This is a genomic window from Nocardioides massiliensis (genome assembly GCF_030811215.1).
GTDB lineage: Bacteria > Actinomycetota > Actinomycetes > Propionibacteriales > Nocardioidaceae > Nocardioides_A > Nocardioides_A massiliensis.
The window spans coordinates 2,167,815-2,189,306 of sequence record NZ_JAUSQM010000001.1 but is presented as its reverse complement, the minus strand read 5'-3'; the positions used below and the strand labels follow the sequence as shown (position 1 = coordinate 2,189,306).

Annotated in this window: 20 protein-coding genes; 11 read left to right on the top strand and 9 right to left on the bottom strand. The window is 71.9% G+C overall.

Going from position 1 to position 21,492, the window contains the following annotated elements; translation table 11 throughout:
* The first annotated feature begins 50 nt into the window (after window positions 1-50).
* Window positions 51-1,295, top strand: coding sequence for an MFS transporter (locus J2S59_RS10840; protein WP_068124125.1), 1,245 nt, complete (start codon window positions 51-53; stop codon window positions 1,293-1,295).
* On the opposite strand, the gene J2S59_RS10835 is transcribed toward J2S59_RS10840, so the two are convergent.
* The 8 genes from J2S59_RS10835 to J2S59_RS10800 form a co-directional block, all read right to left on the bottom strand.
* The gene (locus J2S59_RS10835; RefSeq protein WP_306825108.1) at window positions 1,282-3,252 is read right to left on the bottom strand and encodes a TIGR03960 family B12-binding radical SAM protein; all 1,971 of its coding nucleotides are present in this window, start codon (window positions 3,250-3,252) and stop codon (window positions 1,282-1,284) included. The two genes, J2S59_RS10840 and J2S59_RS10835, sit on opposite strands and share 14 nt — an antisense overlap.
* 86 nt (window positions 3,253-3,338) lie before the next feature.
* Window positions 3,339-4,544 (bottom strand): rod shape-determining protein RodA, encoded by a 1,206-nt coding sequence (gene rodA / locus J2S59_RS10830; RefSeq protein ID WP_306825107.1) that lies wholly within the window; start codon window positions 4,542-4,544, stop codon window positions 3,339-3,341.
* The gene (mrdA, locus tag J2S59_RS10825) at window positions 4,544-6,679 is read right to left on the bottom strand and encodes a penicillin-binding protein 2 (RefSeq protein WP_246360183.1); all 2,136 of its coding nucleotides are present in this window, start codon (window positions 6,677-6,679) and stop codon (window positions 4,544-4,546) included. The genes rodA and mrdA overlap by 1 nt, the downstream gene beginning before the upstream one ends.
* Entirely contained in the window at window positions 6,676-7,188 is a 513-nt protein-coding gene (gene mreD / locus J2S59_RS10820; RefSeq protein ID WP_068118878.1) for a rod shape-determining protein MreD, read from the bottom strand. Before mreD ends, mrdA begins: the two co-directional genes overlap by 4 nt.
* Window positions 7,185-8,114, bottom strand: a complete 930-nt coding sequence (gene mreC, locus J2S59_RS10815) for a rod shape-determining protein MreC (RefSeq protein ID WP_068118880.1) — start codon at window positions 8,112-8,114, stop codon at window positions 7,185-7,187. Before mreC ends, mreD begins: the two co-directional genes overlap by 4 nt.
* Window positions 8,115-8,122: 8 nt before the next feature.
* A complete protein-coding gene (locus J2S59_RS10810; RefSeq protein ID WP_068118883.1) occupies window positions 8,123-9,148 on the bottom strand; it encodes a rod shape-determining protein in 1,026 nt (341 codons plus the stop codon).
* A gap of 120 nt (window positions 9,149-9,268) precedes the next feature.
* The gene (gene ndk, locus J2S59_RS10805) at window positions 9,269-9,694 is read right to left on the bottom strand and encodes a nucleoside-diphosphate kinase (RefSeq protein ID WP_306825106.1); all 426 of its coding nucleotides are present in this window, start codon (window positions 9,692-9,694) and stop codon (window positions 9,269-9,271) included.
* Window positions 9,695-9,712: 18 nt separating this feature from the next.
* Window positions 9,713-10,570, bottom strand: a complete 858-nt coding sequence (locus tag J2S59_RS10800) for an oxygenase MpaB family protein (protein WP_068122281.1) — start codon at window positions 10,568-10,570, stop codon at window positions 9,713-9,715.
* Window positions 10,571-10,628: 58 nt separating this feature from the next.
* Here J2S59_RS10800 and J2S59_RS10795 point away from each other — a divergent pair, with 58 nt between their 5' ends.
* The gene (locus J2S59_RS10795; RefSeq protein WP_306825105.1) at window positions 10,629-11,291 is read left to right on the top strand and encodes a TetR/AcrR family transcriptional regulator; all 663 of its coding nucleotides are present in this window, start codon (window positions 10,629-10,631) and stop codon (window positions 11,289-11,291) included.
* Here the strand turns inward: J2S59_RS10795 and J2S59_RS10790 are convergent.
* Window positions 11,274-12,020, bottom strand: coding sequence for a MerR family transcriptional regulator (locus J2S59_RS10790; RefSeq protein ID WP_306825104.1), 747 nt, complete (start codon window positions 12,018-12,020; stop codon window positions 11,274-11,276). The two genes, J2S59_RS10795 and J2S59_RS10790, sit on opposite strands and share 18 nt — an antisense overlap.
* A gap of 190 nt (window positions 12,021-12,210) precedes the next feature.
* Here J2S59_RS10790 and J2S59_RS10785 point away from each other — a divergent pair, with 190 nt between their 5' ends.
* Genes J2S59_RS10785 through J2S59_RS10745 form a run of 9 tightly spaced genes read left to right on the top strand, consistent with a single transcriptional unit; the run spans window position 12,211 to window position 21,468 of the window.
* Window positions 12,211-13,020: an MlaE family ABC transporter permease gene (locus tag J2S59_RS10785; RefSeq protein WP_068120017.1), complete on the top strand. Its 810-nt coding sequence runs from the start codon at window positions 12,211-12,213 to the stop codon at window positions 13,018-13,020.
* Window positions 13,017-13,847 carry an MlaE family ABC transporter permease gene (locus J2S59_RS10780; protein ID WP_068120018.1) on the top strand — a complete coding sequence of 277 codons (831 nt, stop codon included), beginning with the start codon at window positions 13,017-13,019 and terminating at the stop codon, window positions 13,845-13,847. Before J2S59_RS10785 ends, J2S59_RS10780 begins: the two co-directional genes overlap by 4 nt.
* Before the next feature lie 7 nt (window positions 13,848-13,854).
* Window positions 13,855-14,931 (top strand): MCE family protein, encoded by a 1,077-nt coding sequence (locus J2S59_RS10775; RefSeq protein ID WP_068120020.1) that lies wholly within the window; start codon window positions 13,855-13,857, stop codon window positions 14,929-14,931.
* The gene (locus J2S59_RS10770) at window positions 14,928-15,980 is read left to right on the top strand and encodes an MCE family protein (protein WP_068120022.1); all 1,053 of its coding nucleotides are present in this window, start codon (window positions 14,928-14,930) and stop codon (window positions 15,978-15,980) included. Before J2S59_RS10775 ends, J2S59_RS10770 begins: the two co-directional genes overlap by 4 nt.
* On the top strand, window positions 15,977-16,936 hold the full coding sequence (locus J2S59_RS10765; RefSeq protein WP_306825103.1) for an MCE family protein: 960 nt from the start codon (window positions 15,977-15,979) through the stop codon (window positions 16,934-16,936). Before J2S59_RS10770 ends, J2S59_RS10765 begins: the two co-directional genes overlap by 4 nt.
* Window positions 16,933-18,024, top strand: a complete 1,092-nt coding sequence (locus J2S59_RS10760) for an MCE family protein (RefSeq protein ID WP_068120029.1) — start codon at window positions 16,933-16,935, stop codon at window positions 18,022-18,024. Before J2S59_RS10765 ends, J2S59_RS10760 begins: the two co-directional genes overlap by 4 nt.
* Window positions 18,021-19,127 (top strand): MCE family protein, encoded by a 1,107-nt coding sequence (locus J2S59_RS10755; protein ID WP_068120031.1) that lies wholly within the window; start codon window positions 18,021-18,023, stop codon window positions 19,125-19,127. Before J2S59_RS10760 ends, J2S59_RS10755 begins: the two co-directional genes overlap by 4 nt.
* Entirely contained in the window at window positions 19,124-20,263 is a 1,140-nt protein-coding gene (locus J2S59_RS10750; RefSeq protein WP_068120033.1) for an MlaD family protein, read from the top strand. The genes J2S59_RS10755 and J2S59_RS10750 overlap by 4 nt, the downstream gene beginning before the upstream one ends.
* Before the next feature lie 14 nt (window positions 20,264-20,277).
* Complete coding sequence (locus J2S59_RS10745) at window positions 20,278-21,468, top strand: acyl-CoA dehydrogenase family protein (protein ID WP_306825102.1); 1,191 nt, start codon at window positions 20,278-20,280, stop codon at window positions 21,466-21,468.
* Window positions 21,469-21,492: the final 24 nt, after the last annotated feature.

Here is a 21,492-nt window from a genome sequence, read left to right as displayed (position 1 = left end):
ACCGACACCCCGGTGCGGATCGGAAGCAGCGGCGGACGGATCATGGGGCGGTGACAGACCCGACGACCGCCCGTCCCTCCGCGCCGCTCGTCGGAGCCGGGCTGGCCGCCGTGGCGATCATCGGCTTGGCCTTCAACCTGCGCCCGGCTGCGGCCAGCGTCGGCCCGGTCCTCGACGAGCTGACCAGCGCGCTCGGCGTCGGTCCCACGATCGCCGGGGTGCTCACCACACTGCCCGTCCTGGCCTTCGCCGTCTTCGGCGCGCTGGCACCGACCGCGGCGGGCCGGATCGGCCCCCACCGGATCGCCGTGCTTGCGCTCGCGTGCGTCATCGTCGGCCAGGGCGCGCGTGTGCTGGTCTCCGACCCGGTCTCGTTCCTCCTGCTGTCGCTGCTCGCGCTGGCCGGCATGGCCACCGGCAACGTCGTCCTGCCGTCGCTGGTGCGGCTGCACTTCCCGCGCCGCATCGGGATGATGACCGCGGCCTACACCACCTCGCTCGCGCTCGGGCTCACCGCGGCGTCCGCGTTGACGGTCCCGCTCGCCGAGGCGTTCGCCGGGTCGGTCGAGGACGGCTGGCGCACGGGTCTGGTCGTCTGGGCCATCGCCGCAGGCGCCGCGCTCGTGCCCTGGTTGCTGATGCTGCGCGCCGACCGGGTCGCCGCTCGCCGCACCGGGCCGGCGCCGTCCGTGGTGCGCATGCGGGCGATCGCCGGGACCCGGCTCGGGTGGGCGATGGCCATCTTGTTCGGCACGCAGTCGCTGCAGGCCTACGTCGTCTTCGGCTGGTTCGCGCAGCTCTACCGCGACGCCGGGTTCGACCCGACCACCGCAGGAATTCTGCTCGGAGTGATCACCGGCGTGGGGATCCCGCTGTCGATCGTCATCCCCGTGCTCACCGCGCGCCTCGTCGACCCGCGGCCGCTGCTCGTCGGTCTGGTGTTCTGCGTCGCCGCGGCGTACCTCGGTCTGCTGCTCGCGCCCGCCGATGGCGCGTGGCTGTGGGCCGTCCTCCTCGGCACGGGGCTGTCGATCTTCCCCATGGTGCTCACACTCATCGGCCTGCGCGCCCGCACGGCCGCCACGACCGCGGCCCTGTCGGGGTTCACGCAGTCGGCCGGCTACCTGATCGCCGCCGTCGGCCCGATCGGCATGGGCGTGCTGCACGACCTGACCGGCTCGTGGGACTGGCCGCTGATCGTCCTGCTCGGGATGCTCGTCCCCCTGCTCGTCTCCGGACTGGTCGCGGCGCGGCCCGGCACGATCGAGGACGAGCTCGAGCTCAGACCACGCTGAGCGGGAGCAGCTTCTGGCCGGTGGGCCCGATCTGGATCTCGGTGCCCATCTCCGGGCACACGCCGCAGTCGTAGCACGGCGTCCAGCGGCAGTCCTCGACCTCGACGGTCGAGTCGGGGTCGATGGCGTCCTGCCAGTCCTCCCACAGCCAGTCGCGGTCGAGCCCGGAGTCGAGGTGGTCCCAGGGCAGCACCTCGTCGAAGTCGCGCTCGCGGGTGGTGAACCAGTCGAGGTCGACCCCGGTGCCGGCGAGCGCGGTCTCGCACGCGGCGACCCAGCGGTCGTAGGAGAAGTGCTCGCTCCAGCCGTCGAAGCGGCCACCCTGACGCCAGACCTCCTCGATGACCGCGCCGACGCGCCGGTCGCCACGGGAGAGCAGTCCCTCGATGATGCCGGGGCGCCCGTCGTGGTAGCGGAAGCCGATCGCGCGCCCGAACTTCTTGTCGGCGCGGACGTTGTCGCGCAGCTGCTGCAGGCGCCGGTCGGTGCTCTCCCAGTCGAGCTGGGCGGCCCACTGGAACGGCGTGTGCGGCTTGGGCACGAACCCACCGATGGAGACGGTGCAGCGGATGTCGTTGTGGCCGGAGACCTCGCGGCCCTTGGCGATGACCTTCTTGGCGAGGTCGGCGATCTCGAGGACGTCCTCGTCGGTCTCCGTGGGCAGGCCGCACATGAAGTAGAGCTTCACCTGGCGCCAGCCGTGGGAGTACGCCGTCGCGACGGTGCGGATCAGGTCCTCCTCGGTGACCATCTTGTTGATCACCTTCCGCATCCGCTCGGAGCCGCCCTCGGGGGCGAACGTCAGACCGGAGCGGCGCCCGTTGCGGGAGAACTCGTTGGCGAGCGTGATGTTGAAGGCGTCGACCCGCGTCGAGGGCAGCGAGAGCGAGACGTGGGACCCCTCGTAGCGGTCCGCCAGGCCCGTCGCGACCTCGCCGATCTCGGTGTGGTCGGCGCTGGAGAGCGAGAGCAGCCCGACCTCCTCGAAGCCGGTCTTCTTGATGCCGTTCTCGACCATGTCGCCGATGGTGGTGATCGACCGCTCGCGCACGGGGCGGGTGATCATCCCGGCCTGGCAGAAGCGGCAGCCGCGGGTGCAGCCGCGGAAGATCTCCACGCTGAAGCGCTCGTGGACCGTCTCGGCCAGCGGCACCAGGGGGTTCTTGGGGTAGGGCCACGCGTCGAGGTCCATCAGCGTGTGCTTCACCACCCGCCACGGGACGCCTGGCCGGTTGGGCGCGACCCGCTCGATCGTTCCGTCGGGGCGGTAGCTGACGTCGTAGAACTTCGGGACGTAGACCGCGCCGGAGGCGGCCAGTCGCAGCAGCACCCCGTCGCGGCCGCCGGGCAGACCCTCGGCCTTCCACTCGCGCACGACCTCGGAGATCTTGAGCACGACCTCCTCGCCGTCGCCCAGCACGGCGGCGTCGATGAAGTCCGCGACCGGCTCGGGGTTGAACGCCGCGTGCCCGCCGGCGAGCACGATCGGGTGGTCGTCGGTGCGGTCGACCGCGTGCAGCGGCACGCCCGCGAGGTCGAGCGCGGTCAGCAGGTTGGTGTAGCCGAGCTCGGTCGAGAACGAGACGCCCAACAGGTCGAAGTCGCCCACGGGGCGGTGGTTGTCGACCGTGAACTGCGGGATGGCGTGCTGACGCAGCACCGCCTCCATGTCGGACCACACGGCGTACGTGCGCTCGGCGAGGATCCAGTCGACCTCGTTGAGCACCTCGTAGAGGATCTGCACGCCCTGGTTGGGCAGGCCGACCTCGTAGGCGTCGGGATACATCAACGCCCAGCGCACGGTCGGACCGGCCGGCTCAGCGGCCTCGCCACAGTCCCAGTCCTTGAGGGTGGCGTTGAGCTCGCCCCCGACGTACTGGATGGGCTTCTGGACCGACGCGAGCAGCGGCTCCAGCCGGGGGAAGACCGAGGTTCCCGGGGCGACGGGACCGAGCAAGACGACACACCTCGACAGACAGAGAGACGACGGGCAGCCGGCAGGCGCCGGCAGGACCCCACCAGGGTACGGCGTCGGGCCCGACCTCAGCTCCGCACCAGGACTCCGCGCCCGCTGGGGGTGGCCGTCCACCGGGTCGCCTCGGAGCCGAACACGCGTGCCTGGCCCGATCGGTGGGCGATGTTGAGCAACAGCCCGACGGCCATGAGGCCGGCGAACATCGACGAGCCGCCCGAGGAGACCAGCGGCAGGGGGACGCCGGTGACGGGCATGATGCCCAGGCACATGCCGATGTTCTGGAACGACTGGAAGCCGAACCAGCAGGCGATGCCGGCGGCGGTGACGCGGCCGAAGAGATCGTGGGCGTGGACGGCGATGACCAGCGCCCGCCAGATCAGCACCGCCAGCAGCGCGATGACCACGCCGGCGCCGACCAGGCCGAGCTCCTCGCCGATGACGGTGAAGATGAAGTCGGTGTGCTGCTCGGGCACGAAGCCGGAGCGGGTCTGCGACCCCTGGAAGAGCCCCTGGCCGAACACTCCCCCGTTGCCGATCGCGATGCGGGCCTGGGTGGTGTTGTAGCCGGCGCCGCGCGGGTCGAGCGTCGGGTCGGTGAAGGCCAGGAACCGGTTGACCTGGTAGTCGGCGAGGAAGCCGACCTGGACGGCGACGACGGCGGCCAGCACCGCTGCCCCGGCCAGGCCGAACAGCCAGCGGCGCGACGCCCCGGCGATCGTGAGGACGCCGGCGACGGTGGCGGCCAGCACCAGCATGGTGCCGAGGTCGGGCTGGAGCAGGATCAGCGCGGCCGGCAGCGCCGCGATCGCGAGCATCCCGATCACGTCGATGGGCCCCACCCGGCGACGCCAGGCGTTCTCACTGCGCTCCGCGACGAACAACGCCATCGCGACGATCACCGCGAGCTTGGCGAACTCGGCCGGTTGCAGCGACATGCCCGCGACGAAGAGCCACGAACGCGAGCCGTTGATGGTCGTGCCGATGGCGAGCACCAGCGCAAGCCCCACGACGGAGGCGACGTAGACCAGCGGCGCGAGCAGGCGCACCCACCGGTAGTCGGTGGCCAGCACCAGCACCCCGAGGACCGTGCCGATGGCGATGTTCATCAGCTGCTTCTTGAGATAGAGTGTCGGGTCGCCGCCGGTGAGGTCGTCGCGTCCCGAGGTCGCCGACCACACGGCGAGGGTGCCGATCACGAGCAGTGCGGCGACCGCGATCACCAGGAGCCGGTCGACGCCGGGCCGGGGACCGGCGCCTGCGGGTGCTTGCAGCATCAGTCCTCCTCCCGCGCCGGCGGCAGGATCTCGCCGTCGGCGGCGAACGTCGGCAGTCCCTTGGGCGGCGTCGCGCCCGGCATCGCCGCGCGCGCCGGCACGACGTCCTCACCGCGGACGCCGTACAACGTCTCCCAGATGGTGCGCACGGCCGGACCCGACGTGCCGGAGCCGGTGCCACCCTGGCTCACCATCATCACGACGACGTAGGTGTCGTCGTAGGTCGCCAGCCACGAGGTGCTCTGCTTGCCGTGGACCTCGGCCGATCCGGTCTTCGCCCGCACCTGGACGCGTTCGAGCGGGAAGCCCTGCATCCGCCACGACATCGTGCCGGTGCGGGTGACCCCACCGAGCGCCCGGTCGATGTAGGCGAGGTCGCGCTTGGCGGTCTTCACGCCACCGGCCTTCTTCGCCTTGATCCGGCGTACGACGTTGCCGTCGGCATCGACGACCGCCTTGGCGACGCGCGGCTCGTAGAGGGTGCCGCCGTTGGCCAGCGCGGCGTACGCACGGGCGAGCTGCAGCGGCGTGACGAGCGTGTCGCCCTGCCCGATCGAGAAGTTCACCGCGTCACCGGCGCGGTAGGCGAAGCCCTCGGCGCAGAACTCGCGGGCGAACTTCGGCAGGAAGTCGTTGCCGGTGGGGTTCTTCTTGGCGATCCGGCAGTAGTACTGCTTGTTGGCCTCGTAGTACTCCCGCTTCCAGGACCGGTCGGCGATCCGGCCGCTCGCCTCGCCGGGGAGGTCGATGCCGGTGCGCTCGCCGAAGCCGAAGTCCTTGGCGCCCGCGACCAGCGGGTCCTTGGCATCGACATCGGCGATGTCGCTGCCGAACTTCTGCCAGTAGTCGTAGCCGATCCGGTAGAAGAAGGTGTTGCACGAGACCTCGAGCGCACGGTCGAAGCCGATGGAGCCGTAGGCGCCGGACTCGTAGTTCTTGAAGTCGCGGTTGCCGACCCGGAACGCCGACGAGCAGTTGAGCCGGGTGTCCTGGCGATAGCCCGCGCCCAGTGCCGCCGCGGTGATGAACGGCTTCCAGGTGGAGCCCGGTGCGAACTGCCCCTGGGTCGCGCGCGACAGCAGCGGGGTCCCGGCCTTCTCGGAGTAGAGCCGCTCCAGCTGCTTGGCGCTGATGCCACCCACCCAGACGCCCGGGTCGTAGGTCGGCTCGCTCGCCATCGCGACGACCCGGCCGTTGCGCGCGTCGAGCACGACGGCGGCGCCGGAGTCGGCGACGTAGTTGCGGCCGGTGACGGAGTCACGGGTCTGGCGGGCCTCGCGGATGGTGCGCGCCAGCTGCTGCTCGACGACCGCCTGCACCCGCGCGTCGATGGAGGTCACGAGGGTGTCACCGGCGATGCCCTCGACCTCGCCGCTGTCTCCCAGCACGCGACCGCGCGAGTCGACTGCGACGCGCTTGTAGCCGGGTTGTCCGCGCAGCACCCGGTCGTACTCCCGCTCGAGCCCGGCACGGCCGACGTCGGAGGCACCGTGCACCGAGGTGTCGCCCTCGGTCTCGGCCTCCTCGAGCTCCTCGGCGGTGATCGGGCTGAGGTAGCCGAGCAGGTGTGCGGCGTTGATGCCGAACGGCTCGGGGTAGGCCCGCACGTGCTGCTTCTCGGCGAGCACCGCCGGGTAGTCCTCGGGCTGCTCGAGGATGCGGACGGCGACCGTCTGCTCGATGTCCTCGGCGATCGGGACGGGCTGGAAGGGAGAGCCGTTCCAGCACACGCCGACGACCGCGCCCTCCTCGCCACAGAGCCGGGTGCGGGCGAGGACGTCGTCGTACGACGACCCCACGGTGCGCGCGACCCGGCGCAGCAGCGTCTCGCGCTCCTCGAGCTCGAGCTTGCCGAGCAGGGTGCGGTCGACGGACACGACCCAGGACGTGCGGTTGGCGACGAGGGGTCGACCCTGCGCGTCGACGATCAGGCCGCGCGGCGGCTGGACGACGAGCTCGCGCACGGACTGCTCGGCAGCGGCGGCCTGGTAGGACTCGCCGGTGAAGACCTGGAGATACCACAACCGGCCGAAGAGCGTGAGGAACAGGCTCAGCACCAGGGCCTGCACGACGATCAGCCGGAGCCGGCTGCGCCGCGCGGGGTCGGCGGCCGGGGTGCGCAGCGGTGTGCTCACCACGCCACCCGGGTCTGCTCGAGGCGTCGCAGCACCGTGAGCGCGAGCGGGAGGACCAGCGGCGTGACCAGGACGTCGTAGACCAGCGAGATCGGGACGACCTGCAGCACCGCTCCGACGCTCACGCCGCCGTCACCGAGGATCATGCCGCTGAGCGCGAAGACCGAGGTGCCGACGAACGAGCACGCTGCCACGGTGACCACGGCGGCGAAGGCGGAGGAGCCGGCGTCGCTGCGCACGCGGCCGGCGAGGTAGCCGACCACGACCAGGGCCAGCGCCCAGCGTCCGGCGACGTGGTCGGCCGGTGGGGCGAGGTCGAGCGCGAGCCCGGCGAGCAGGCCGAGCACCGCCGCCGCCTCGGGGCCACGGGCGATGGCCATGGCGACGACCAGCAGCAGGACCAGGTTGGGCACCACTCCCGCGAACGCCAGGTGGGAGAAGACGCTGGTCTGCAGGACCAGGGCGACGACCACCAGCGCCGTGAAGGCCGCGCTGCGCACCAGCGTCATCGGGCCTCCTCCTCGGCGCCGAGGAGCGTGCGGTTCGACGTGGTCCCGGCCGGCACGACGACGCCGACGAGGTCGAGAGAGGTGAAGTCGACCAGCGGCTCGATGACCGCGCTGCGGGTCAGGTCGCGCGGGTTGCTCTGGACGGACTGCACGGTGCCGAGCGGGATGCCGGCGACGTACGGCGCACCGGTGCGCGAGCCCCAGGTGACGACCACGTCACCGCGCGCGGGGACGACCGAGCCGTCGGCCAGGTCGAGGTCGAGCAGCCCGGAGCCGCCGACCTCCCCGCGCCCGCGGACGAAGCCGAGCTCCATGCTCGTGGCGAGCCGGCCGCCGACGACGGAGTTCGCGTCGGCGATGAGCAGGACGGTGGCGGTGCGGCGGTCCACACGCAACACCCGTCCGACGAGACCGGAGGCGTTGAGCACGGTCTGGTCGGCGCGGATCCCCGCGTCGGTGCCGGCGTCGATCGTGACGGTGCGGGTGAATGTCTGGGCGGGTCCCATGCCGACGACCCGCGCCGGCACGACGGAGTAGCCGGTGTCCTCGGCGGTCTGGAGCAGCCCGTCGAGCTCGGCGGCGCGGTTGCGGTCCAGCGCGGTGCGGGCGAGCTCGCGCTGCAGCTCGGCGTTGGTCTGCTCGAGGTCGCGCACCTCCGTGCGCAGCGCGCGGTGGGTGCGGAAGGTGTCGGGGAGGTCGGTGAACGGCCGGACCAGCGTGCTGGCCCCGGACTCGACGGGCCCCAGCACCGCGGCGACCGCGGAGCGCGCCGGGTCGATCGGCGACCCCTTGGTGCTCACGTCGAGGACCATGACCGTGACGCACGCGAGGACGAGCACGGCCAGGAGCCGGCGCGACGGCGGCGTCGCGCGACGGGGACTGCCGTCCTGGGCCGGGGACGGCGTACGGCGAGGGCGGGGACGCATGGGCGGGCCTACCGTCGCCGGTCCGCGACCAGCACCTGCTGGAGCGCCTCGAACTCCTCGACGCACTTGCCGGCGCCCAGCGCGACGGACGTCAGCGGATCCTCGGCGAGGTGGACCGGCATGCCGGTCTCGTGGCGGATGCGCTCGTCGAGGCCGCGCAGGAGCGCGCCGCCGCCGGTGAGCACGAGCCCGCGGTCCATGATGTCGCCGGCGAGCTCCGGCGGGGTCTGGTCGAGGGTCGCGCGCACCGCGTCGACGATCGCGTGCACCGGCTCCTCGAGCGCCTGGCGGATCTCGGCGGTGGAGACCTCGACCGTGCGCGGCAGGCCGCTGACCATGTCGCGGCCGCGGACCTCGGCCATCGGCTCGTGGGGCAGCGGGAAGGCCGAGCCCAGCGTGGTCTTGACCTCCTCGGCGGTGCGCTCCCCCAGCATGAGGGAGTACTCCTTCTTCATCCACCCCACGATCGCCTGGTCGAGGTCGTCACCGGCGGTGCGGATCGAGAGGCTGGTGACCACACCGCCCAGCGAGATCACGGCGACCTCGGTCGTGCCGCCACCGATGTCGACGACCATGTTGCCGGTCGCCTCGTGCACCGGCAGGTTGGCGCCGATGGCGGCGGCCATCGGCTCCTCGATGATGTAGACCCGGCGCGCGCCGGCCTGGTAGCCGGCCTCCTTCACGGCCCGCTGCTCGACGGCGGTGATGCCGCTGGGGACGCAGATCACCAGCCGGGGCTTGGCGAAGTAGCGACGCCGGTGGACCTGCTGGATGAACCAGCGCAGCATCTGCTCACAGGCGTCGAAGTCGGCGATGACACCGTCCTTGAGGGGGCGGATCGCGGAGATCGAGTCGGGCGTGCGCCCGATCATCCGCTTCGCCTCGTGACCGACCGCGAGGACCTCACCGGTCGTGGAGCTCATCGCGACGACTGACGGCTCGTCGAGCAGCACCCCCTTGCCACGCACATAGACAAGGGTGTTGGCGGTGCCGAGGTCGACCGCCATGTCGCGGCCGATGATGCTGTTCGCCATGCCGGATGCCTCGCAGGTCCGCTCGTGCCGGGGGAAGGAGGCAGGACGCGCGACCTGCCCGGACCGAGACTAAGGAGCGCTGCGGCGTGGTTCCGGGAGGCACGCCGTAGGACCCCGGGACTACCGGGCGAGCTCGGGGAACCAGAGGGCGATCTCGCGGGCGGCGGACTCGGGCGAGTCGGAGCCGTGGACGAGGTTCTCGCGGTTGGACAGCGAGAAGTCGCCGCGGATCGTGCCGGGCGCGGCGACCCGGCCGTCGGTGGCGCCGTTGAGCGCGCGGACGACCTCGATCGCCTGGTCGCCCTCGAGGACGACCGCCACCAGCGGGCCGGAGGTCACGAAGTCGCGCAGCGGCGGGTAGAAGTCGCGCTCGACGTGCTCGACATAGTGCTGGTCGGCCAGCGCGGCGTCGATGGTGCGCTGCTGGAGCGCGACGACCCGCAGCCCCTTCGCCTCGTAGCGGGACAGCACCTCGCCGACGAGTCCCCGACGAACGGTGTCGGGCTTGAGCAGGACGAAGGTGCGTTCGGTGGTCACGGCAGCCATGAGCCGCACCCTACTGGCTCAGATCACGCGCTTGCCGCGCCGCATCCGTCGACGCATGTCGCGCAGGACGAGGTGGGCGTGCAGGTGGCGCAGGCGCCGCGGGAGGAGTCGGTAGGCCGGGACGAAGAACCGCCAGAACAGGTCATAGAGCCGCTGGTCGCGCCGGGACCACGGCAACGCGAGCACTGTGCGCGTGTGGGGGTCGAGGTTGCCGCGGGTCATCAGACTCTGCAGCGGCAGGACCAGGCGAATCAGCGGTCCCTGGCCATGGGTCGAGAGCAGCTGCTTGGCGAAGCACTGCACGGCCGGGTCGGGCTCGAGGCGCGCGAGGCTGGCCTCCCAGTAGTCCTCGAACTCCGCGCGCGTGGCGGGCCACATGTCGGGGCGCACCTGCAGGGCGTTGCCGAAGATCTGCGCGTCGCGGTAGACCTGCTCGCGCGACGCCTCGTCGAGCGGGCCGAACACCCGCTCGTGGATGACCTCGCCGTTGCGGGCCAGCGTCGCGGCGACCCACAGCTGCAGGTCGGGGTCGAAGGCGGAGTAGCGCCCGGTCGAGCGCACCGGGCCGTGCGCCTTGTTGACCATGCGGGCGATCGCCTGCCGCTCCTCGAGCGTCCCGAGGGTCATCACGTAGACGTAGCTCAGCGTCGTGCGCAGCCGGTCGACCGGGCGCTGGAGCGTGGTGCTGTGCTCGGCGACGCCGAGACCGACGCCCTTCATCGCGAGCTGATACATCACCGTCGAGCCGGCACCCAGCATCAGGGCCTGTTCGGCGATGAAGTCCTCCAGCCGCACGCGCGCGCCGGGGACCGGGGCTGGTCCGGCGAACCGGTCGGTGGGGGGCGCGGGAGCGGGCGAGGTGCGGAGGGCGCTCATGTGCAACATGACAACAGATCGTGTTGCATCGTTGCAAGAGCTCGTCCAGAATCGGCTCGTGCCCGCCCACCCCCACGAGTCCATCGACCCCGCCGCGAAGGACGCTGCGCTCCTCGACGCCGCGCTCGCGCAGTTCGCCCAGACCGGCGTCCGGCGCAGCACCGCCGACGACATCGCGCGGCGGGCGGGGGTCAACCGGGCGACGCTCTACCGCCGCCTCGGCACGATGGAGCAGATCACCCGAGCCGCGATGCTGCACGAGACCGGCCGCGTCCTGGCCGACATCGAGCGGGCCATCGGCGACGTGCCGGCGCCGGGGACCGCGCCGGACTTCGACCCCGCGGCGTACGTCGTCGGGTTCTTCACGACCACCCTGCGGGCCGTCCGCGAGAACGCTCTCCTGCAGCGGCTGCGTGAGGTCGACCGCGACGAGACGCTGGTCGGGCTCACCGAGCGGGCCGGGCCGGTGTTGGCGCTGTCGGCCGGGCTGGTGGAGGAGCGGGTGCGGGCGCTCCGGCTGTGGTCGGGCCAGGCCCCGCCGGAGGACGACGACGACGTCCCGGCGCTCGCGGTGACCCTGGCGCGGCTGACGCAGTCACTCGTGCTGACCCCCGACGGGCCCCCGACGCTCGACACCGACGCACGCTGCCGCGCGTACGCCCTCGACGTGGTCGTGCCGATGGTGTTGCGGCCAACCCCACCGTCAGCGCCGCGTCAGTGACCGCGTGATGATGTTGTTGGCTGCACGCTGGAAGCCGGCGACGACCGACTCCAGGGTCAGCCGACGGGTCTCGACGAGGGTCTGCTCGAAGCGCTCGGCCTGCTCCGGGGTGCGGGGTGCGCTGCGGAACGGCTCGACGACCTCCTCGCGGAGCACCTCGGTCAGCTCCAGCGCGAGTGCCTCCATGTGGCGGGTGATGACCTCGCCGGCGCGCACCATGCCGGCGGTGGGGATCGGCAGGCCCAGGACGCGTACGCCGACGTCGAAGCCGGTGTGGACGACGAACCTCTCCCCCTCCCGGGTGAGGTGACCGAAGGCCTCGAGCGTGTCGAGGTCGTCGTCGGAGAGCCGGCGCTCGGCCCGCTTCTCGAGCTGGCGCCGGGTGAGCGACTCGCGCTCGCGCGGGGTCCACGAGGTCAGCATCGCCCGTTGCAGGGCGAGGTCCTCGACCCCGGCGTCGGCCGGCAGCGACGCGAGGTACCCCTCGATCGCCTGCAGCGTGAACCCGTGCCCCTGCAGTGCCCGGACCATCTCCAGGCGCGCGCGGTGCTGGGCGTCGTACATCGCGAACCGCCCCCGCCGGGTGGGTGGCGGGAGCAGCCCGCGGCTCGCGTAGTAGCGGGTCGTGCGGACGGTCAGCCCGACGGACGCAGCCAGCTCGTCGACGGTCATCAAGGCGTCGTCACCGGTGGGGTCGTCGACCTCCGGCGCGCGCTGGTCTGCGGTCATGACTGTCACAGTAGAACTGTGACCAGAGTGCCGCAACTGCCGTGTTGAGCGGGAAATCCGGGGGTTGACGTGGATCACACCGACGCAGCACAGTACCTCTTGCTGTAACAGTTCTGCTGTCATCGTCTGCTGTCATCGTCGTCCTCCCTCCTGCGACGAGGAGGATGCCGTCTGCCCGAGAGGAGGACCGGTGTCCACGATCTCGGCACGGGCCTCCGGCCGGCCCGGCACCGCGCTGGTCGCGCAGGTGCTCGCGGTGCTCCGGCTGGGCGAGCAGGTGGTCAGCGGGCTGGTCCGCAGCGTCGTGCACCGTCGGTTCCCGCTGGAGGAGGTGCTGCTGCAGACGTGGTACGCGATCCGCGTCTGCACGCTGCCGGCACTCGCGGTCTCGGTGCCGTTCGGCATCATCCTCGCCCTGCAGGTCGGCGTGCTGGCGCAGGAGGTCGGCGCAGTCGCCTTCACCGGCGCCGGCAACACCCTCGCGGTGGTGCGGCAGGCCGCACCGATCATCACCGCGCTCATGCTGGCCGGCGTCGCCGGCTCGGCGATCTGCGCCGACCTCGGCGCGCGGCGGATCCGTGAGGAGCTCGACGCCCTGGAGGTGATGGGCATCCCCGTCATCGAGCGACTGGTCGTCCCGCGCGTGCTGGCCATCGTGTTCGTCGCCGTCCTGCTCAACGGGGTGGTCATGTTCTTCACGATCATGACCACGCTGCTGGTCAGCGTCGTCGTCCAGGACCTGCCACCGGGCAGCTACCTGGCCTCGGTCACCACCCTCGCCCAGCCCTCGGACCTCTACCTGTCCCTGACCAAGGCGGCCGTCTTCGCGGTCCTCTGCGCCGTCGTCGCGTCCCACAAGGGGATGACCGCCTCTCGCGGCCCCACCGGCGTGGGTGATGCAGTCACCAGCGCCGTGGTCATCAACTTCGTGCTCCTCTTCGCGGCCAACTTCGTCATCTCGCAGGTGCACACCAGCCTCGTCGGGGGTCCGTTGGGATGAGCGTCCTCGACAGCCGGGCCGCGACCCGCATGAGCGCACCGCTCGTCTCCACCGGTGAGCTGATGGTCTTCGCCTGGCGCGCACTCGCCGGGATCCCCGTCGCGCTGCGCCACTACCGCGGCGAGATCGGCCGCGTGCTGGCGGAGGTGACCCTCGGCTCCGGGATCTTCGTCGTCGGCGGTGGGGTCGTCGGTGTGGTGCTGCTGCTCTCGACGCTCACCGGCACCGAGGTCGGCCTGGAGGGCTACAACGGCCTCGACGTCATCGGTCTCGCGCCGCTGACCGGGTTCATCTCCGGCTACGCCAACACCCGCGAGCTCGCCCCGATCGTCGCGGCCCTGGGGTTCGCCGCCCGCATCGGCTGCGGGTTCACCTCGCGCCTGGGCGCGCAACGGATCAGCGAGGAGGTGGACGCGCTGGAGTCGATGGCGATCCGGCCCGTGCCCTACCTCGTGAGCACCCGCATCGTCGCCTCGATGATCATCGTGCTGCCGCTGTTCCTCATCGGCCTCGTCGGCACCTATCTGGCGACCGACTTCATGGTCACGCACTTCTTCGGCCAGTCGGCCGGCACCTACGACCACTACTTCCGCACGTTCGTGGCGCCCATCGACGTCGTGTACGCCGGGATCAAGGTGGTCGTGCTGACCATCGTGGTGACGATCGTCCACTGCTTCCACGGCTTCACCGCCAGCGGCGGCCCGGAGGGCGTCGGACGCGCCACCGGCCGGGCCATCCGCACCAGCATCATCGCGATCACCGTCCTCGACATCCTCATGACGCTGGCGCTGTGGGGTCCCGACCAGCACGTGCAGATCTCGGGGTAGCGCTGCCGTGACCTCCTTGCTCTTCACCCGTTCCGCGGCCTCCCCCGCGCGACTGCGACTGCGCCTGCTGCTGATCGGCGCGTGTGGTCTCGCGGTGCTCGGCGTGCTGGGTGGCCTGTTGGGACTCTCGTACGTCGGTGTCCTGACGAGCGACGTGCACGCGCGCGCCCAGCTGCTCACCACCGGCGACTCCCTCGGCGTCGGCTCCGACGTGAAGTACCGCGGTCTGCGCGTGGGGCGGGTCCTGCGGGTGCGTCCCGGCACGACACCGGAGGCCGAGGTGGTCCTCATGCGGGAGCACCTCGATGCGCTCCCGACCGACGTCCGCGCGCGGGTCCTGCCCGCCACGCTCTTCGGCAACGAGTACGTCGACCTCGTGCCGCCGCAGCATCCGGTCACCCGCACCGGTGGGTGGGAGGACGGCACCGTCATCGCGGTCGACGACTCGGCGCGCACCGTGCGGCTCATGGACACGTTCAGCGACACCCAGCGCCTGCTCGCGGCCGTGGATCCCGCGCAGCTGCAGGGCGCCCTGGCCCAGCTGGCGCGTGCCCTCGACGGGCGCGGCACCGACCTCGGTGACTTCGTGGCGCAGGCCGACGCCGTGCTCACCCGCTGGCAGCAGCGCGAGCCGGCGCTCTACGCGGATCTCGAGCTCCTGGCGGCCGACAGCCGCCTGCTCGCGGACCTCGAGCCGGTGCTCGTCGACGCGGTGCGGGACTCGATCCGGGTGGCGCGCACGCTGGCGGCGCAGGAGGAGGCGCTCGCCACCAGCCTCACCAACGGGCGCCGTCTCGTCGCGGCCGTGGGCGACACGCTGGCTGCCGAGAGCCAGCGGCTCGTGCGGTTCCTGCGCGCGAGCGCGGCGACGTTCGCCGTGTTCGCGCAGCGGCACCCGTCGTTCGAGCTGCTGCTCTCGAAGGTCCCCGCGCTGCTCGACAACGGCGCGAAGGCGGTCAGCAACGGGCGCATCCAGATGGAGGGCGTCCTGGGGCCGCAGCTGCTCGACCCCTACGACGCCGACGACTGCCCTCGCTACCGCGACCTCCCGGGCAAGAACTGCCGTGCCGGGGGTGGGCGATGAGCGTCCGCACGATCGTCCGGCGCCACCCCGGGGCCCTCGCGGGCGTCGTCGCCTTCGCCGTGGGAGCGGTGCTGCTCACCTCGCTCGTCGCCGGCACGCTCGGACGTGCGGTCGGGGACGACACGATCCGGGTGACCGCGGTCTTCGCCGACGCCACCGGGGTGCGCCCCGGTGACGACGTCCGCGTTGCCGGCGTCAAGGTCGGGCGCATCATCGAGGCGCGCCTGGTGGAGGGTCGCGCCGAGGTCACCTTCGACGTCGAGTCCGATCAGCCCCTCACCGAGGCCACGACCGCGAGCCTGGACTACCTCAACCTCATGGGCCAGCGCTACGTCGCGCTGGCCGAGCCGGACGGCGACACCGGTGCGGGCGAGGGTGCAGCACCGCTCGAGGACGGGGCACGCATCCCGCTGGACCGCACCCGGCCGGCGCTCGACCTCACGACGATGTTCAACGCGTTCCGCCCGATCTTCGACCTGCTCCAGCCCGAGGACGTCAACCTGCTGGCGAGCAACCTCGTCGGCGTGCTGCAGGGCCAGGGCGGGACGTTGCGCGGACTCCTCGAGCAGACGGTGGAGCTCACCGGCAACGTGCTGGAGCGCGAGGACGTGCTCGACCGGGTCGTCGACAACCTCACGCTCGTCCTGGAGACGACCGACGACCACCGCACCGAGATCTCCGCGCTCGTCTCCGGGCTGGACGACCTGACGACCGAGCTCGCCGACGACCGCGGGGAGATCGTCTCGAGCATGCAGAGCGTGGCGCGGATGTCGAGCATCGCCGCCGGGCTCGTCGAGGAGGTCTCCCCCGACCTGGTCGCCACCTTGGAGGCCGCAACCCCGTTCACGGGCTACCTCGCACGGCGTACGCCGTTGATGGCGCGGACGATGCTCGCCGTCCCCGAGCAGCTCACGACGTACCTCAAGACGCTGTCGTACGGCAGCTTCCTCAACGTCTACGTCTGCACGCTGACCATGCGGGTCGCCGGGGTGCCCGGCGAGGTCGACCTCGGCCTCGGCGCGAGCAGGTTCGCGGAGCGGTGCCGATGATCCGCCGCGTCGTCGTCGTGCTGGTCGCGCTCGTCGCGGTGGTCGCTGCTGCCCGGCTGATCCCGACCGGCGACGGCTACCACGCCGAGCTCGTGCACGCCGCCGGCCTCGAGGCGGGTGACGCCGTGCGCGTCGCGGGCCTGACCGTGGGCCGGGTGAGCGACGTCGCCGCCGAGGGCGACACCGTGCGGGTCTCGTTCCGACTCGACGCCGGTGCGGTCGAGGACGCCGCGCTCACCGTCGACACCGCGACGGAGGTCAAGATGCTGTCGTTGCTCGGTCAGCGCTACCTGTCGCTGACCCCGGGCCGCGGGGCGCCCCTGCGGGCCGGCGACACGATCCCGCGCTCGCGCGCGCAGGACACCTACACGATGGAGCGGTTCTGGCTCGAGGGCGTCGCGCAGGTGCAGGACCTCGACCCGGCGGCACTCGACGACGCGGTCGACGTGCTGACCCAGGACCTGCTCAGCGGACCCGACGAGCTCCGAGCGGCGCTGGACGGCGTGGCCGGGGTCGCCCGGATGGTGGCCGACCGCGACGCCGAGCTCGAACGGCTCCTCTCCTCCGCACGCGCGGTGACGCGGCTCGTGCTCGACCAGACCGAGGAGCTCGACGGGGTGCTCGACCACGGCACGCAGCTCATGACGATGGTCCACGAGCGACGCGAGCTGCTGCGCGCGATGCTGCGCGACTCGCGGCGGTTCGTGGTCGCGCTCGACGAGCTCGCCCGCACCACCGCGCCCGAGCTGCGCCCGACCCTGCGCCACCTGCGCACCGTGCTGCGCACCCTCAACCGCCAGGAGAAGCACCTGGGCAGGACACTGCGACTGGCCGGCCCGACGATGCGGGTCTTCACCAATGCCGCCGGCGACGGGCCGTGGCTCGGCGTCAACGCGCCGTACGCGATCCTGCCCGACAACCTCCTGTGCGCGCTCCCGTCGGGAGACTGCGAATGACGGGCCGGCGCGTCACCTTCGTCGGCGCGGCGCTGGTCGTGGTGCTCCTTGCCGTGACCGGCGTCGTGCTCGGCCTGCGTGGGGGTACGGCGATCGAGGTCACCGCCGACTTCGAGGACACCACCGGGTTGTACGTCGGCAACGAGGTGACCTACCTCGGTGTCGCGGTCGGCGAGGTGGTCGAGGTCGAGCCACGCGGCACCTCGATGCGGGTCCACCTCCGACTGGAGCCGGGCACCCGGGTCCCGGCCGAGGCGGGCGCCGAGATCTTGCAGTCCGCGCTCGTCACCGATCGCTACGTGGAGCTCGGGCCGGCCTACACCGGCGGGGCGACCCTGGTCTCCGGCGACCACGTGCCCGCGGACCGCACCCGCTCCCCCGCGACGATCGACGAGATCGGCGAGACGATCGACGGTCTCGTGCGGGCGCTCGCCACGACCGGGCGCGACGGCGCGGACCTCGGCGACCTGCTGGCCGCTACCGCGCAGACCCTCGAGGGCACCGGTGACAAGCTGCGTACGGCGTTGGTGGCCGGCGAGGACGCGGTCGCGACCGTCACCGACAACGGGGACGACCTGCGCGGGCTGGTCGCCGACCTCGCCGCCGTGGTCGACCTGCTCGCCGACCGGGACCGCCGCATCCGCCGATTCGTCAGGGCCACGGGCCAGGCGAGCGGCGTCCTGGCCGAGCAGCGCCACGAGGCGACCCGGGCACTCCGGGCACTCACCCGACTCACGGGTGAGGTCGGCGACTTCCTGCGCGACAACTCCGACGTCGTCTCCGAGGACCTGCGCCGAGCGCTGCGGGTGACGCGGACCGTGGCCGAGCACGAGGGGTCCCTGGAGGAGGCCTTCGACGTGATGCCGACGCTGGCGCAGAACTACGCCCGCGCCTACGACTGGGACCTCGGTCGGTTGCGGGTGCAGTTCTCCTTCGCCGTCGGCCCGTTCTCGGCGATGTTCCGCTCGCACTTCTGCAAGGCCTACGGGCTCCCGATGTGTCAGGCCCTGCTCCGGCCCGACGGCACCGGGCTGCTCGACCCCCTGCTGGACGGGCTGTTCGGCGCGCTCCCGGGGGAGATCCCGTGACCCGCCCCGGGCGTCTCACCGCTCTCGCCGCCAGCGCAGTCCTGCTCCTGGGAGGTTGTGGCCTCGAGCTGCAGGACGTGCCGATGCCGCGGCTGGTCTCCGGCCCGACCTACGAGGTCACCGCGGAGTTCGCGTCGGCGCTGAACCTCCCCCTGGACGCGCCGGTGAAGCTCGACGGCGCGACCGTCGGACAGGTCAGTGCGATCACCGCCACCGACTGGCATGCCCGGGTGGCGATGGCCATCGCCGACGACGTCGCGCTCCCCGAGGGCGTGACCGCGGAGATCCGCCTCACCTCCCCGATGGGTGTCGCGTTCGTCGACCTCACCACGCCGCGCGGCCAGGACACCACCGGTGGCGTGCTGGACGACGGTGCGCTGATCCCGCTGAGCGCCACCTCCACCGCTCCGGACGTCAGTGACCTGCTCAGCGCGCTGTCGACGCTGGTGACCGGCGGCAGCTTCGGCGACATCTCCACCATCGTCGACGAGCTCAACGTCGCGCTCGCGGACGGCACCGGCGGCGCGCGCCGGCTGCTGCGACGCCTGGAGAGCACCGCGACGAGCGTCAACGCGCGTTTCGACACCGTCGACGAGCTGATCCGCGACGCCGACCGCCTGACAGCCGCCCTGGCGCGCGACCGCTCCGTGCTCACCGAGGCCCTGGACACGCTCGGGCCCGCGGTCGCCACGCTCAACCGGCAGCGGGAGTCGGTGATGACGTTGCTCGGCGAGCTCCGTGCATTCGACGCGACCGCGACCCCGGTGGTGCAGCAGGTGCGCGGTGACCTCGTCGGCACGAGCACGTCGCTGCGGACGGTGCTGGCGAGCCTGCAGCGGACCACCACCGACCTCACCGGGGTGATGGAGGGGCTGATCGCCTTCGCCGAGGGATCCGGCAGGGCGAGCCCCGGCGACTTCGCGAACTTCGACCTGACGTTCCTGCTCGACCCCGAGGCACTGACGCGCTTCCGGGCCGACGACGACCCCGTCGACCTCCCCGGCGCGCCGCGCCGACCCGACGGACCGCCCGACGAGTTGCCACAGGTCCTCGACCGGGTGCTCGGCGGACTGCTCGGCGCGATCGGAGGGATCCGCCCATGATCACGACCGCTGCGGACCGCGCCGTCGCCGGCGCACGCCGGTGGCAGCGCCGCATCGTGCTGGCCCAGGTGCTGCTCCTGCTGATCCTGGTCGGCGGGGTGGTCTACGTGACCGACTCCGTCGTCGGCGGGTCGCTGTTCCGCGACCCCATGCGGGTGACGGTGCACCTGCAGGGCGCCAGCGGCCTGCATCCGAAGTCGGTCGTCACCTACCGCGGGCAGCGCATCGGCGAGGTCACCTCGGTCCGCCTCGTCGCCCCCGGGGAGGGCGGCGAGGCCCCGGTCGTCGCCGAGCTGGCGCTCGACGAGGACGCGCGGGTGCCGCTGGCGAGCGACTTCTGGGTGCGCAACCTGTCGGCCGTCGGGGAGCAGTACCTCGACGTGCGGCCCCGCACCGTCGACGGTCCGTACGTCGAGGACGGCACGGTGGTGGCGGTCAACCAGACGTCGCTGCCGCTGTCGATCGACACGATCCTCGCGCGGGCGCAGTCGCTCATGGACGGGATCGACACCGCCGACATCACCACGATCGGACGCGAGGTGCAGGCCGCGTTCGGTGGTGACGCCGTCGACCTGCGAGCCCTCGCCATCGGCTTGGAGGACGCGCTCGACCTCTTCGTGGCGCTCGAGGCCGACTTCGACCGCATCGTCACCCGTGGCGCCGTACCCCTGCGCGCCCTCGACGACCTGGGGCCCCAGCTGCGCACGCTGACCCGCGACCTCGCGGCCGTCAGCGCCACGCTGCGCGCCGCGGAGCCCGACATACGCCGCCTGCTCGTGCGCGGCACGGACCTGCTGCCCCGGCTCGACGCGTGGTGGCGCGAGCTCGACCCCGACCTGCGCCGGCTCCTGCGCACGGCCGTCTCCCCCGCCGAGATGTCGGCCGATCACCTGCGGGGTCTGCACGAATGGCTCGACTGGGCGCCCCTGCAGGCGGACGCGATGGCCGGGAGCACGCGCGACGGCAGCGGGCGCGTCCTGCTCGTCCCGCGGTTCCTGAAGAACTGCATCTACGAGCCCAACCGACAGCGCGACCTCTACGACATCAGCGACCGACGACTCTCCACCGACGCCCAGTGCACCGACCCCAACCCGAAGGTCCAGGCGCGCGGATCGCGCAACGTCCCGGACCAGTGAGGAGCCAGACCACCATGGACTTCGACCTTCCCGAGTCGGCGATCGCCGTGCGCGAGGGCGTCGCGGCCGTCGCCGCGAAGTACGACCACGCGTACTGGTCGCGCTGCGAGGAGGAGCACCGCTTCCCGCAGGAGGTCTTCGACGACCTCGGGCGCGGTGGTTGGTTCGGGTTGTGCGTCCCCGAGGAGTACGGCGGGGGTGGTCAGGGTCTGCTCGAGCTGGCAATCGCCAACGAGACGCTGTGCGCCTCGGGCGGTGTGGCCGGCACGTTCTTCTACGTCACCACCCCGGGCTTCGGGGCGATGACGCTGACCCGGCACGGCACCGACGAGCAGAAGCAGCGGATCCTGCCCGGCTTGGCCGACGGCTCCGTGCAGTTCTGCCTGGCGTTGACCGAGCCCGATGCGGGCTCCAATGCCATCGCGATCACGACCCAGGCCACACCGGAGGGGGACGACTTCCTCATCAAGGGCCAGAAGGTGTGGATCTCCAACGTCGAGAACGCCGACTGGATGGTTGCCGTCACCCGCACGATCCCGGCTGCGGAGACCGCCGACCGGGGCCTGCCGCGCACCGCCGGCTTCACGCTGTTCCTCGTCGACGTCAAGGAGGCGTTGGCAGCGGGGACGCTCAGCTACCAGCCGATCCCCAAGATGGGCAGCAATATCTTGCATTCCAGCCAGGTGTTCTTCGACGACGTGCGGTTGCCGGCGAGCAACGTCATCGGCGAGGTCGACGCCGGGTTCGCCGTGCTGTGGGACGTGCTCAACCCGGAGCGGATCCTGGCCGCCGCCGGCGGGATCGGCACGGCGGAGGCGGCGCTGCGGATCGCCAGCGACTACGCGCGGACCCGTGAGGTGTTCGGCCGTCCGATCGGCGCCAACCAGGGGTTGCAGTTCCCGCTGGCCCAATTGAAGGCGAAGACCGAACTGGGCCGGCTGATGACCTACAAGGCGGCGTGGCTCTTCGACCAGGGACGCCCGTGCGGCAACGAGGCCAACGTCGCCAAGCTCACCGGCGCGCAGGTCGGCTGGGAGGCCGCCAACCAGGCCTTTCAGACGCTCGGCGGCATGGCCTACTCCAAGGAGTACCCGGTCGAGCGGATCTTCCGCGACGCCCGCATCGCCAAGAACATCCCCGTCGCCGAGGAGCTGATCCTCGCCCACATCGGCACCCAGATGCTCGGGCTCCCCCGCAGCTACTGACCCACCCCCACCCAAGGAAGGCAC

Coding starts and splice junctions, on each gene's coding strand:
- rodA (WP_306825107.1), bottom strand. CDS start 4,544: ATGCTGCAAGCACCCGCAGGCGCCGGTCCCCGGCCCGGCGTCGACCGG.
- mreD (WP_068118878.1), bottom strand. CDS start 7,188: ATGACGCTGGTGCGCAGCGCGGCCTTCACGGCGCTGGTGGTCGTCGCC.
- mreC (WP_068118880.1), bottom strand. CDS start 8,114: ATGCGTCCCCGCCCTCGCCGTACGCCGTCCCCGGCCCAGGACGGCAGT.
- J2S59_RS10810 (WP_068118883.1), bottom strand. CDS start 9,148: ATGGCGAACAGCATCATCGGCCGCGACATGGCGGTCGACCTCGGCACC.
- ndk (WP_306825106.1), bottom strand. CDS start 9,694: ATGGCTGCCGTGACCACCGAACGCACCTTCGTCCTGCTCAAGCCCGAC.
- J2S59_RS10800 (WP_068122281.1), bottom strand. CDS start 10,570: ATGAGCGCCCTCCGCACCTCGCCCGCTCCCGCGCCCCCCACCGACCGG.
- J2S59_RS10790 (WP_306825104.1), bottom strand. CDS start 12,020: ATGACCGCAGACCAGCGCGCGCCGGAGGTCGACGACCCCACCGGTGAC.
- J2S59_RS10780 (WP_068120018.1), top strand. CDS start 13,017: ATGAGCGTCCTCGACAGCCGGGCCGCGACCCGCATGAGCGCACCGCTC.
- J2S59_RS10770 (WP_068120022.1), top strand. CDS start 14,928: ATGAGCGTCCGCACGATCGTCCGGCGCCACCCCGGGGCCCTCGCGGGC.
- J2S59_RS10765 (WP_306825103.1), top strand. CDS start 15,977: ATGATCCGCCGCGTCGTCGTCGTGCTGGTCGCGCTCGTCGCGGTGGTC.
- J2S59_RS10760 (WP_068120029.1), top strand. CDS start 16,933: ATGACGGGCCGGCGCGTCACCTTCGTCGGCGCGGCGCTGGTCGTGGTG.
- J2S59_RS10750 (WP_068120033.1), top strand. CDS start 19,124: ATGATCACGACCGCTGCGGACCGCGCCGTCGCCGGCGCACGCCGGTGG.
- J2S59_RS10745 (WP_306825102.1), top strand. CDS start 20,278: ATGGACTTCGACCTTCCCGAGTCGGCGATCGCCGTGCGCGAGGGCGTC.